Source organism: Streptomyces indicus (assembly GCF_900100315.1).
Classification (GTDB): domain Bacteria; phylum Actinomycetota; class Actinomycetes; order Streptomycetales; family Streptomycetaceae; genus Streptomyces; species Streptomyces indicus.
The window spans coordinates 1-11,761 of record NZ_FNFF01000021.1; the positions used below are offsets into that span (position 1 = coordinate 1).

Here is an 11,761-nt window from a genome sequence, read left to right on the forward strand (position 1 = left end):
GAAGACGGGACGGGCCTTGGCCGTCTGGCGAGTGGATTGCTCCATGGCTCCGTCTCCTCTGCGGGCGGCGCGAGGCGCTACCCTGATATGCGGAGGTACTACATAGTGAAGTCACTTCACGATATGCCGGAGCGACCCGGTCCCGCCAGAGCTTCGCTCGACCGGCTCTTCGAGCTGACCGAGGTGCTGGGCGCACTGATGCAGCGCGGCATGGCCGATCGCGGGCTGACCCTCGCGCGTGCCGGCGTGCTGTGGGCCCTGTTCCACGACGGTCCGATGACCCAGCGCGCCCTGGCCGCCGCGCGCGGCGTCACGCCCCGCAACGTCACCGGCCTCCTGGACGCCCTGCAGGAGGAGGGCCTCGTCGCTCGCGAGGCGCACCCGACCGACCGCCGCGCGACGCTGGTCTCCCTCACTCCAAAGGGCCGCGAGTTCACCGCCGGCCTACGCGGGGGGCGCGACGAACTGGCCGCCCTGCTGTTCGCGGACCTCCCCCCGGAGCGGCTCGACACCTTCGCCGCAACGCTGGTGCTGGCCATCGAGCGACTCAAGGACGTCGATCCCACCGCTCACGCGTAACGTCCCCGCGAAGCGCTCCCGCTTCCGGGCGCGCTCCCAAGGTTGGGCATGCAATCTCAACACTTCAACTGGCTGGTCCTGTCGATCCCGCTGAACAAGGCCCTGTTCCAGGGCGCCGACAAGGCAGGCACATCGCAGGAGTTGTCGCGCTAGGCGGACGAGGCCGTCCGCGTTTTCCTGGCCGCGTACAGCCGCTAGACGCTGGGGGGAGTGGAACGAACTCGCGCGGGAGGCCGGCATCCGGGCGTCGCGCACCCACGATGCCCGGCACGCGGCGGCGACCCTCATGCACGAGCGGGGAATGGACATCCGCGTCGTGCAGCAGATCCTCCGGCACTCCTCCCTCGCCGTCCCGAAGCGTTACGCGCACGCGACGCGGAAGCTCGCGAAGGATGCCGCGCACCGGGTCGAAAACGCCCTCTGGGGACCGTAACGGCAACTGAGAGTGCTACTGAACTGGGCCTGAAGGGCCGTTCCTGGGATCGACACGGGGGCGGCCCTCCCCCTTTCCGTAGACGAGAAAGGTGCCCGGAACCGGACTCGAACCGGTACGCCCCCGAGGGGCAGCGAGATTCAAGCCAGCTGGAGCGTGATCCTGTTCGATTCGCCGGGGTTCGCGACCTCGAAGTCCGTCCTTGCCGTCCTTACCAGGAGGGCCCTCGGGGCGTCTGCGGGTCTTCAGGGCCGCCCGGGGTGCCCGGGTCGCCCTTCTCGCCCTTGAAGAGGGTCTTGTACTTGGCCGTCTTCTTCGTCAGGAGGGCGTCGAGGTAGCGCTCGAGGTTGTTCTCGAGGCACTCCTCACAGTCCGGGGAGCTCGGTGAAACCACCCATCAGTGAGCCGATGAGCCAAGAGGAGTCACCAAAGAGAGGCATTAGGTGGACCGAGGCGTATATGACGGGTCGTCAGCGGTCACATAGGTCTGCGACCTCCGCCACCTCCGGCGGCAGACCAGCCCTACGTCGAACGAAGGCACCTCATGCACAGAAGCACTCTGGCGGCCCCGCTCGCCGCACTCGTCACCGCGGGCGCGGCCCTGACGCTGGTGTCCGGCGCCCCCGCGGCCGCCGAGCCCAAGCCCGAACCCAAGCCCAAGACCAAGACGGTCGAGAAGATCGAGTGCACCCGGATGGACAACTGCCAGGCCCGCACCGCGGCCGTCCTGGTGAACCGGCACTTCCTGGTGAGCACCGATGCCAAGGGCAGCAAGTACATCTACACCTGCCGCAAGGGCGAGGAGCAGGGCTGCAACTCCCTGCTCTCGGCCCTGGACGTCATCGGCAAGTTCCGCTTCACGAAGGGCAAGAACGAGCACTACTGGTGCCTGCCCACCGATACCTGCCGCGCCCGGTACGTGGCCGCCGCCACCAACCGCAACATCCTGGTCTCCGTGGCCAAGCGCAAGGGCAAGGACGGCAAGATGCACAACGCCTGGGAGATGCGCTGCAAGGAGGGCCGCGAGGACTCCTGCAACCGCACCATGCGGGCCATGGGCTGGCTGTCCCAGTTCCGCTTCGAGGTTCCGGTCCGCTCCAAGGTGAGCTGAGCGAAGCAGTCGGACGGCCCGCCCCCGGGTCCGGGGGCGGGCCGCGGCGTGTTCGGCCTCGGCGGCCGCTCAAGCTCTCGGCAGCATCCCGAGCAGCCCGCCGACCATGATCACGCCGTACACGCAGAACGTGACCACGCCCGTCGTCAGCAGCGTGGCCCTGGGCGGCTGCCGGATGAGCTGGTACGCGATCAGGCCGGGAACGATGTAGCCGAGAGTCTGGTCGGCGAAGAACATCGGGTACTGCTGCTGCATCAGGACGTACACCGTGGTCTGGAGCACCACCCCGCACAGCACGACGGCCGCGAACAGCCGCTTGCCGTACAGGATCGCGAGCTGCTGGAGCACCCGGGAGCTCACGTACGTCAGAGCGGTGACACCGGCGACCATCAGGGCGAGGCGCAGATCCTTGTCCATCGCGAGGGCGAGCCAGCCCGGCGTGATCATGCCGCCGGGGGACAGGTTGGTCACCAGGTAGCAGACGAGGGACAGCAGGAGCCCCACCGCGATACCCACGGCGGCCGCTTCGGGGGCGAGAACTACAGGCATGGTGCGGGTCTCCTGGGAACCTGCCGGGGTCGGTCCGGGGATCGGGGCGCCTCGATGTCGTCGAACGGGGCCCTCGGCGGCGTCACACGGGATCCTCGGCGGCGTCGGCCGGGTCCTTGTCGCGGGGCAGCCGGTCGAGTCGTTCGAGGAGCAGCTCACCCTGGCCGTGGATGTTGCCGATCGCGACCAGCGACACCGGGGCGCCGGCCTCGTCCACACGGGCGATCAGCTCGTCGAGGATCTCGTCGGGATGGCGTGCGCTGCCGCCCAGATCGACCACTTCGCCTCCGTACGCGGCCGGGATGCCGCTGCGGGCGCTCTTGGTGGGATGGCCGATCAGGTAGACGGTGTCGGGTGCGATGTCCGGGACGATGCGGCCCATCTGCACATTGCGTTCGACGCGGTCGGGGCGGCAGTTGATCAGGACGTGCAGCGGACGCCGGATCGCGCCGGCGCCGAGCAGCTGCTCGATGTTCATGAGGGTGGACGCCGGGTCGTTGGCGGCGAAGACGTTGGCGAAGCGGAGTGAAGTGCCCTCGGGAGTACGGAAGTTGAGCACCGTCAGAACGCCTGGGTCCGGCGGTGCCGCGTACATGCCGCGCAGCGCGGCCTCCCGGTCCACGCCAAGCAGTCCGGCGACTTCGAGGGCGATGGCGACGTTCTCCTTGAAGGTGTACCAGTGGAACCCGCCCAGCTCCTCGTCGGTCACGGACTCGGGGTCCGCGACGACGAGCCGGCAGCCGCGGGCCGCCGCTTCCGCGCGCAGGATGGGCAGCCGCTCACGCTCGGCGGTCACGCAGACCCCGCCGACCGGCATGGACCGGCTGAGTGAGCGGGCCACGTCGTCGAGGGTGGGGCCCATCTCGGCGAGATGGTCCTCGCGTACGTTGCAGAGCACCCCGATGTCGGAGCGGATCAGCTTCTCCTGGTTGATCTCCTGGAGGTCCGGCATCACCGCCATGCACTCCACCACCAGGGCGTCCGGCGCGTAGGCGGCGGCCCGCCGCACGATGCCGACCTGCTCGATGATGTTGGCGATCCCGAACTTGCGGTAGACCGGCTCCTCGGTGGCGTCGGGGTGGATGAAGCGGGCGGCGCTCCCGGTGGTCTTGGCGACCGTGACGAGCCCGCCGCCGCGCAGTGCGCCCGCGCACAGACGGGTGATGGAGCTCTTGCCGCGGATCCCGTTGACGAGGACGCGGTGCGGCACCCGCTCCAGGTTTGCGAAGTGCCGCCGCTGTTCGACGATGCCGCCGGCGGCGAGAGCGAGCGCGGAGAGCAGCAGGATCCAGTAGAGGAAGCTCACCCGTCCTCCTGCCTGCTCAAGTCGTGCCCGCTCCGGTCGACCGGTTGCTCCGCTGCGAGCCGACGACGGATGAGATCCAGGTTGCGCATGATCGTTCCCACTTCGTCGGCGTGCCGCGGGTACAGGACGGTGCGCCGGTCCCCACCCGCAAGGGCCACCGCCGCCCGCGCCGCCTCGCGCAGCGGCCGCAGCACCACCAGATGCAGCCAGCCCATGCACAGCAGGACGGCGGCCAGCGCGAGCAACCCGGCCACCACACACCGGCGTTCGGTCTCGTACGAGGGCAGCGCCGACCAGGAAAGCGGCTTCTCGGTGACCACGCGCCAGCCGAGGCGGGCCACGGGGCCGGGGCCGGTGAGCGGTGCGTCGGCCGTGAACGCCGGCGCGTCGGCCCCGCGCAGCAGATCGCCGAGCGAGCTGTCGGTGGACCACTCGGTGAGTGTGCCGACCACGCCCTGGCCGGGCAGTGAGGCGAACGCCGTGAACCCGCGGTTGCCGCCGATGACCTTGGACCGGGCGTCGACCAGCCAGGCCCGCCCGATCCCGGGGTGGTCCAACGGCGCGCTGAGCAGCTCCGGTTCGAGCTCACCGACCAGCATGGCGCCGTTCCCGAGCGGTGCGAGCGCGGCGACCAAGGGCTCTTTGCCGGAGTGGTTGAGCTGCACCGTCGTAGGTTCGGCGAGCGAGGCGAGCAGCGGTCGCCAGTCGTACGCGGTAGGGGAGTCGCCCGCCGTGGCTAGTACAGCGCCCGTGGGGTCGAGCAGGTACAGCGCACGCCAGCGCTGTCCGTCCGCCGCGGCCTGCTCCAGGAGTGCGGACGCCTGCGCCGCATCCCGCCGTACGGCCGGCGCCAGGGAGGACAGGTCGGCTGCCGCCTCGAGGACAAGCCGGCGCAGTCGGTCGGCGGTGGCCTGGGTGCGATAGCCCTGGTCGCGGCCCAGCAGTGTGCGGGCCGCCTGCTCGCGAACCCGGTCCTGGGCGTCCGCGTGGTTGAGCAGCGGAAGGGTCAGCGCCCAGCCCGCGACCAGGGCCGTGCACAGCAGTGCCGTGGCTCGCACGCTGCCGAGCCCCTTACATGCCGGGGCGGCGGCAGCACGCGGAAGAATCGGTTCGCCTGAACGGAGCTCGGCCCGCAGGGACTCCAGCGCCTCCCCGATCCGCAGCGGTTCGCCCCACCCGCGGACCCGTACCGCTTGCGAGGTCTCTCCGCGGGCGAGGCGTCCGGACTCCTCGCCCAGGCGCAGCAGCGGCTGCTGCACCCTGCGACGCAGCAGCCAGGTGGTGAGCGCGGTGATGGCGAGCAGGGCGGCCGCGGCGGCCAGCGCAAGGCGCGCGTCGCCGCGTGCGGCGGTGCCGCGCGGCACGGACACGGCCGTCGTCAGGGTCAGCCCGAAGCCCTCTACGGTCTCGTCGCCTGCCACGGGAGCGCTGCCGAGGGCGAGTTGGCGATCCGGTCCGTCCGTCACGACGGGCGTCCGCCGGGCGCCGGCGGACGCCCGCAGCGCGGGATCGGATGCCCGTTCACCGGCTGCGGCGAGCACCTGACCCGCGGGGTCGGTGACGAGGGTGGTGCGCCCCGCCGCGTCCGGCGGCATCCGGAGAGCCCCAGAGGCGAGCAACAACAGCGGTCGCTTGCCCGGAGGTTGGAAGGTGGCGTGGGTGACGAGGCGCGTCTGCCCGTCGGGCAGACGGGCCAGGGCAGCCGAGGGGGTCGCGGGCAGCGGGCCCGTCGCGGGGATCGCCTCGCCGGTGGCGGCGAGCGTCCGCCCGGTGGCCGGGTCACGCAGCGCCAGACCACGCCATTTCTGATACGAGCCGCTGATGGCCGCGACCATCTCCCGAGGGGGCAGAGCGCCGAACATCCTTGTGGCGTGCGGGAGATCGCGTACCTGCTGGCGGAGTGCCGAACCGACCGTACCGGCCCCGTCCTCGGCGATGAACTGCTGCGCGTCGAGCACGGCCTGGGACACCGGGGTGTCGTCCGCGCGGCCGACGGTCACGGCGGTGAAGACGCAGACGCCGAGCAGCAGCGCCGACAGAAGGACGAGGGGCGGCCGCGCGCCACCGAGCAGCGGTACATCCGCACGACGGCCCAGAACACGTCTGCGCTCCGGGGTCTGGGCCATGGCTCCTGATTTCCGCACCGTCGTTGCGGCCAGAATCATGACCCACGCCCGCTGCGTTCATACGGACCTAATATGGCGTGTTCCGAATTGCAGGAAAGTTCGTCTAGTTGCCGCAGCGTACCGACAGACGAGTGAAACGGCCTACAGTCCGTCAAAAGTTATGAGCGATTTGATTTTGCCGATCTTTGTCATCGATTAGAAGGGGAGGGCCAGCAAGGAGAGGGAAGATCATGCATTGGCGGAAACGGCGTCCACTTCGGATCGCCTTGGCGGCAGGGTTCCTCACTGCTTCCGGGGCCTCGATCACCGGGCCGGCCGCTGCGGCCGCGGCACCCACCATCAATATCGCCGTGAGCGTGGCCAAGGACGGCAACGGCAATTTCACGAGTACGGACGGTCCGGGCCTCGACTCGGGTGCGAACAACGGGATCGTGCGGACCCACAGCACCGTGCAGTACAAGGTGGACGTCAATGTGAAGGGGGGTACCGCCAAGAACGAGACCTTCACGCTCGACGCCCCCGCGGGCACCGAATGGCGGCAGCTTCCCACGATCTGCACCGGTCCCGGCTCGAAGATCGACGGAAAGCAGCTGATCTGCAACCTGGGCGATCTCACGAATGCCTCCCGCAGCGTTCCCGTACTCCTTCATGTGACGGGCGAAGCCAAGAATGGCGACACTCTTCCGCTCTCCGCCACGGTCAGTTCCGACAATGCACCGGGAAAGACGGTGCACGCCAAGCCCGTCACCGTGTCCGCGGCTCCGAAGTTCGACCTGAGCAAACAGGGTGGCAGCCTCACCCGCAATCAGGCGGAAGGCCCGAACGGTGAGCCCGGGATGGTCTACCAGTTCCCGATCCTGGTCGAGACAAAATCCCAGGCCGATCCGGCGCATTCTCCCAAGCTGGGCTCCGAGGCACTGAGTTCACCGGTTTCGTTCACGGACGACATCTCGCAGATCCTGGACGGCAAGGCCTCGGCGGGCGCCCGGCTCTACGACTGGGGTCCGATGGCGGCCTGCGGCCCCTTCCCGGCGAGCCGGCCCGGCAGCCAGCCCGCGGGCCGCGACGGTGGCGCGGCAGGCGTTACCGAGTCCGGCACCTTCGCCTGTACGCAGCCGGCCCCCGGCCAGAACATCGGCGTCACCATCACCGGCGCCGACACCACCGCGGACCACGTGCCGACCCGGGCCACCAACGGCCGCGCGCTGCGCGCGAACTCCTCGTACGTGATCTCCGGCTACATCCGGATCTGGATCCCGCAGGACGAGATCAACGCGGCGGCCGAAGGCAAGCCCGGCGGCGTCGTCGACATCAAGAACACCTACTCCGGCTTCGACCCCAGGAGCGTCTCCGGCCTCAGCAACTACGGTTCCGGCACCGAGCCGACGGGCAACAACAGCGCCGTCACCAATGTCGTGATCAACGGCCGGCTGCTCCTGAACAAGCAGTACGAGGACATGGAGGGCGGCCCGGGCGGCACCGCCACGGACTACAAGACCGGCGACGGCTTCGTCACCCCGGACGAGACCTTCCGCAGCCGGATCCGGATCACCAACTCCGGCGTGACGCCCTACGATCCGGTCATGGCGTGCGACACCTTCGACAACGAGGTGCAGACCCTCAGCCCGGACGCGAACGGCGTCTACGCCTTCTCCCGCAACACCGGAAACCCCGTCAAGATCGAGTACGCCGCCGCCGACTGGGGCAGCCCGCGGGACATCCAGCAGGCCGACTGCAACGACGCCGACGGCCCTTGGTTCGACGATCCCACGAAGGTGCCCGGCGGCATCGCGGCCGTGGGCAAGGTCCGCTTCACCGGCACGCTCCCCGGCAGCCGGCAGGGCTACTACTACACGAACCTCAAGGTCGCCGACGGCGTCGAGGACGGCGCACGGCTGCGTAACTTCGGTGAGGCGAAGGCCCGTCAGCTGTGGGTCCACGACACCGGTGACCCGGACGAGGCACTGGGCCGCGCGGCCGACCGCCTCACGGTCACCTCGGTCCTGACCAGGGTGAAGAAGCGGGTCGTCGAGCCCGGCCAGACGGCCGAGACCGCCGTCGACCGGCCGAGCTTCCTGATCACCGCGGGGCGCACCGCGACCTACGCCCTCTACCCGAGCCTGACCTCCAAGGCCAACGGCACCGGCACCCACGACGTGACAGTCGTCGACACCCTGCCCAAGCACATCCAGTACGCGGGAGACGCCTCCGTCGAGCCGCAGAGCGTGCGGCCCAACCCGGACGGGACCACCACGGTCACCTGGGTCCTGAAGGACCGTAAGGTCAACGAGCCCATCGACCCGATCACGTTCACCGTGCGGGCCAGCTCCACGGCCCCCGAGACCACGGCCGTGAACGAGGTCGTGACCTCCACGCCCGCGGACAAGAGCCCGGAGGAGCAGCGCAAGTCGACCTCCGCGCTGCGTATCGCGCACGGTGCGGCGCTCGCGGTGGAGAAGGAGGCCCCGGTCCCCGTGGAGAAGGTGGGCGACGACCTCCATTACAACCTGACGATCGCGAACCACAGCCCGCGCCCGCTGCGCAATCTCGACATCATCGACGCCCTGCCGTACAACAGCGACGCTCGCAAACCCGCGAGCGATTTCCACGGCACCGTCGGCCTGGCCAAGGCTCCGGGCCCGCTCGGCGACGGCACCGTCTATTACACCCTCGCGGACCCGGCGGACATCGACCTCGACCCGGCGGACCCCACCAACTCCACTGGTGGGGCGACCCGTTGGTGCACGCAGGCCGAGCTCGGCACCACGGGCTGCCCGAAGGACCTGTCCAAGGTCACCGGCTTCCGTATCAAGTGGCCCGGACCGCTGGCGCCGAACGAGACCCACTCGTACGACCTGCTCCTCGCCACTAAGGGTGCGGTGCACGACGACGTCTACACCAACCGCATCGGCGCCCGCGCCGACGGTCTCGCGCTGCCGGTGCAGTCGGGGGACGCGACGGTCAGGGTGGTCGACAACGCACCGCCGCAGCCGCCGGTCCCGGTCACGATCCCGGTGCCGCCGCAGGACCCCGACGACCCGTCGCAGGATCCGGAGGACCCGCCGGCCAAGCCCGAGCCCCCGGCCAAGCCGAAGCCCCCGGCCGACCCGCCGGCCAAGCCGAAGCCCCCGGTCGTGCCTCCGGCCGACCCCGACGAGCCTCCGGCCCCCGGTGACCCGTCCCTGGCGGACACTGGTGCCGACACCAGCACGTACGCTCTCGGCGGCCTGGCCTTCGGCCTGACCGTCGCGGGCACCGCCCTCGTCGTCCGGGCGCGGCGCAGGGAGCGCTGAGATCTGTCGCAGAACATGCCTGTGGGGCCGGTCCGAAACCGGCCCCACAGGCATGTTCGCGTACCCGACGACGCCGCGTTCGGAGGCGATTCAAGGCAACACGCAACCGCGCGGGCTCGGCGAACCTCGACACGGATTCGGTCACAGTGGGAGCGGTGGGGGCGGCATGGTGGCCGGGGAGATCCCAGCACAGTCCGCCTGGGACCTCATGAAACACCGCCCCCCCAACCAGCGCCCTCGAATCTGGCACATTTCGACGTCCGCGTGACCGTCTCCGTCCGGGGTTCGCCTGGCTGCGTGGCCATGGAACCACCCTGCTGCTCTCGGAGGAGGGCCTCATCACCTCGCACCCGGGGGTGGGGTGGGCCGTCCGCGACCCGGAGCAGTCCGCAACCCGACCATTGGGCGAGCGACTGCGGCAGCGACTGCTCGACGGGGGTTTCGCAGTCGATGACCGCTTCCTCTCCGAGCCGGAGGTGTGCTCAGAGTTCGGGACGACTCAACGTACGGGCGGAGCATCGATGCTCCTCCGTGCCGGTCGGCAGGTGACGAGGCTTGCGTACCAGGTGAGTTGATCGCGCCTCGTCGAGCCTGGCCGGCTCGGTGACGATGCGAGCGGATCCCGTCTCCGCGGCGACTCCGACGGCTTGGAGGCCGACGGCCGCGGCCTGCTCCGGTTCGTGGACGCGGGCGCGGGCGCCGGCGAAGGCGACCGCCTTGCGTGCGAGGTAGACCCCGCAGTTGCGGCGGTACGTCGCGGGCCGTGTTGATGTACGCGGCATCGAGCCAGCTGCCCCAGCCGCTGCTGTCGTCGAGACGTTCGCACCCCTCTGGGGACCGTAACTGCAACCAGGAGTGCAACTGGGCAGGGCTGGAAGGATCGCTCCTGGGATCCACACGGGGGCGGCCCTCCCCATTTCCGCAGACAGAAAAGGTGCCCGGAACCGGACTCGAACCGGTACGCCCCCGAGGGGCAGCGAGGTTTAAGCTCGCCGTGTCTGCATTCCACCATCCGGGCAGGCCGCGGGATCGCTTGAGCGGAGTCCGAGCCTATCCGGACACATCCCCCGAACAGCGCAACGACAGACCGATGTTGTCTTATTTTATTGACGACTGACGGGGCGTCAGATGTGACGGGTGGTCGAGTGTGCATGGTGTGTGCGGTCTGTGCTCACCCGGGCGAGGTGCGCCGGCGCGTGCAGGATTGACGGAATTCCGCCCCCTGTCAGGTCGTCTCCGAGGTCGGGGCAGGTCCCCGGCTGGACCCGGCCGGTCTCGGACGGGTCCGAACGAGGCCCCCGGACGGCCCCGGACAAGAGCCCCGGACGGAGCCCGGACGGTCCCGGCCGGTCCCGCGCAGGGCGCCGGAGCGCGCCCCGCCCCGCGGCCGGGAGGACGAAGGACTCAGGGTCCGGACTCATACCTGGGGATGACTGCGGGGTCGGGCCGTCAGCCTGAAGAGGGCGTGCAGAACCGGAGCCAGGGGTGACTTCACGCGCCTTTTACGCGGTGACGATGGAGACATCCGAACACGTCAGATGTCCCCGTCCCGTCAGGAGCACGCCCCCGTGACCACCACCCCCCTCGCCACCCAGGCCACCGCCGTAGCCGCCCGGGCCACCGAGCTGACCAAGGTCTACGGCCAGGGCGAGACCCAGGTGGTCGCCCTGGACCGCGTGACCGTCGAGTTCCAGCAGGCGCAGCTCACCGCGATCATGGGCCCGTCCGGGTCCGGCAAGTCGACCCTGATGCACTGCGTCGCCGGTCTGGACAGCTTCAGCAGCGGTTCCGTGCGCATCGGTGACACCGAGCTCGGGTCGCTCAAGGACAAGCAGCTGACCAAGCTGCGCCGCGACAAGATCGGCTTCATCTTCCAGGCCTTCAACCTGCTGCCGACCCTGACGGCGTACGAGAACATCACGCTGCCCATGGACATCGCCGGCCGCAAGCCCGACAAGCAGTGGGTGCAGCAGGTGATCGACATGGTCGGGCTCAGCGGCCGCCTCTCGCACCGGCCCTCGCAGCTGTCCGGCGGACAGCAGCAGCGGGTGGCGGTGGCGCGGGCGCTCGCGTCCAAGCCCGACATCATCTTCGGGGACGAGCCGACCGGAAACCTCGACTCGCGCTCCGGTGCCGAGGTGCTCGGGTTCCTGCGCAACTCCGTACGCGAACTCGGCCAGACCGTCGTGATGGTCACCCATGACCCGGTGGCCGCCGCGTATGCCGACCGCGTCGTCTTCCTCGCCGACGGACGCATCGTCGACGAGCTGTACGAGCCGACCGCGGACTCCGTGCTCGACCGCATGAAGCGGTTCGACGCCAAGGGCCGCACGAGCTGACCGCCGGCCCGAACCGCCGCAGCCA

General features: G+C 69.8%; 9 protein-coding genes, 1 tRNA gene and 1 pseudogene. 5 read left to right on the forward strand and 6 right to left on the reverse strand.

What is annotated here, in order from left to right; all coding sequences use genetic code 11:
* Window positions 1-123 precede the first annotated feature (123 nt).
* Window positions 124-579, forward strand: a complete 456-nt coding sequence (locus BLT97_RS32900; protein WP_093616918.1) for a MarR family winged helix-turn-helix transcriptional regulator — start codon at window positions 124-126, stop codon at window positions 577-579.
* A 211-nt stretch (window positions 580-790) separates the two neighbouring features.
* Window positions 791-1,012: pseudogene (locus BLT97_RS39135) on the forward strand (tyrosine-type recombinase/integrase); the annotation flags it as partial.
* 211 nt (window positions 1,013-1,223) lie between these two features.
* On the opposite strand, the gene BLT97_RS32910 reads toward BLT97_RS39135, so the two are convergent.
* Window positions 1,224-1,406, reverse strand: coding sequence for a hypothetical protein (locus BLT97_RS32910; RefSeq protein WP_093616922.1), 183 nt, complete (start codon window positions 1,404-1,406; stop codon window positions 1,224-1,226).
* A 150-nt stretch (window positions 1,407-1,556) separates the two neighbouring features.
* Between BLT97_RS32910 and BLT97_RS32915 the strand changes: the two genes are divergently transcribed.
* Complete coding sequence (locus tag BLT97_RS32915) at window positions 1,557-2,123, forward strand: hypothetical protein (protein ID WP_093616924.1); 567 nt, start codon at window positions 1,557-1,559, stop codon at window positions 2,121-2,123.
* A gap of 69 nt (window positions 2,124-2,192) precedes the next feature.
* Here the strand turns inward: BLT97_RS32915 and BLT97_RS32920 are convergent, their stop codons facing one another.
* The 3 genes from BLT97_RS32920 to BLT97_RS32930 all read right to left on the reverse strand — a co-directional run bounded on the left by BLT97_RS32920 (window position 2,193) and on the right by BLT97_RS32930 (window position 6,104).
* Window positions 2,193-2,672, reverse strand: coding sequence for a poly-gamma-glutamate biosynthesis protein PgsC/CapC (locus BLT97_RS32920; RefSeq protein WP_093616927.1), 480 nt, complete (start codon window positions 2,670-2,672; stop codon window positions 2,193-2,195).
* 82 nt (window positions 2,673-2,754) lie between these two features.
* Window positions 2,755-3,978, reverse strand: coding sequence for a poly-gamma-glutamate synthase PgsB (gene pgsB / locus BLT97_RS32925; RefSeq protein WP_093616929.1), 1,224 nt, complete (start codon window positions 3,976-3,978; stop codon window positions 2,755-2,757).
* Window positions 3,975-6,104, reverse strand: a complete 2,130-nt coding sequence (locus tag BLT97_RS32930; RefSeq protein ID WP_176953978.1) for a HAMP domain-containing protein — start codon at window positions 6,102-6,104, stop codon at window positions 3,975-3,977. The genes pgsB and BLT97_RS32930 overlap by 4 nt, the downstream gene beginning before the upstream one ends.
* Window positions 6,105-6,454: 350 nt before the next feature.
* Between BLT97_RS32930 and BLT97_RS32935 the strand changes: the two genes are divergently transcribed.
* The gene (locus tag BLT97_RS32935) at window positions 6,455-9,397 is read left to right on the forward strand and encodes a hypothetical protein (RefSeq protein WP_143041424.1); all 2,943 of its coding nucleotides are present in this window, start codon (window positions 6,455-6,457) and stop codon (window positions 9,395-9,397) included.
* Between the two features lie 482 nt (window positions 9,398-9,879).
* Here the strand turns inward: BLT97_RS32935 and BLT97_RS38130 are convergent, their stop codons facing one another.
* Both BLT97_RS38130 and BLT97_RS32940 read right to left on the reverse strand, forming a co-directional pair.
* Entirely contained in the window at window positions 9,880-10,179 is a 300-nt protein-coding gene (locus tag BLT97_RS38130) for a hypothetical protein (protein WP_176953979.1), read from the reverse strand.
* A gap of 153 nt (window positions 10,180-10,332) precedes the next feature.
* Window positions 10,333-10,415: transfer RNA gene (locus BLT97_RS32940), tRNA-Leu, on the reverse strand.
* Between the two features lie 520 nt (window positions 10,416-10,935).
* Between BLT97_RS32940 and BLT97_RS32945 the strand changes: the two genes are divergently transcribed.
* Window positions 10,936-11,736 carry an ABC transporter ATP-binding protein gene (locus tag BLT97_RS32945; protein WP_425442802.1) on the forward strand — a complete coding sequence of 267 codons (801 nt, stop codon included), beginning with the start codon at window positions 10,936-10,938 and terminating at the stop codon, window positions 11,734-11,736.
* Window positions 11,737-11,761: the final 25 nt, after the last annotated feature.

Bases quoted from the DNA above. Each gene is read 5' to 3' on its own strand.
- BLT97_RS32920 (WP_093616927.1), bottom strand. From the start codon at position 2,672: ATGCCTGTAGTTCTCGCCCCCGAAGCGGCCGCCGTGGGTATCGCGGTG.
- BLT97_RS32900 (WP_093616918.1), top strand. From the start codon at position 124: ATGCCGGAGCGACCCGGTCCCGCCAGAGCTTCGCTCGACCGGCTCTTC.
- BLT97_RS38130 (WP_176953979.1), bottom strand. From the start codon at position 10,179: ATGCCGCGTACATCAACACGGCCCGCGACGTACCGCCGCAACTGCGGG.
- BLT97_RS32930 (WP_176953978.1), bottom strand. From the start codon at position 6,104: ATGGCCCAGACCCCGGAGCGCAGACGTGTTCTGGGCCGTCGTGCGGAT.
- BLT97_RS32915 (WP_093616924.1), top strand. From the start codon at position 1,557: ATGCACAGAAGCACTCTGGCGGCCCCGCTCGCCGCACTCGTCACCGCG.
- BLT97_RS32945 (WP_425442802.1), top strand. From the start codon at position 10,936: ATGTCCCCGTCCCGTCAGGAGCACGCCCCCGTGACCACCACCCCCCTC.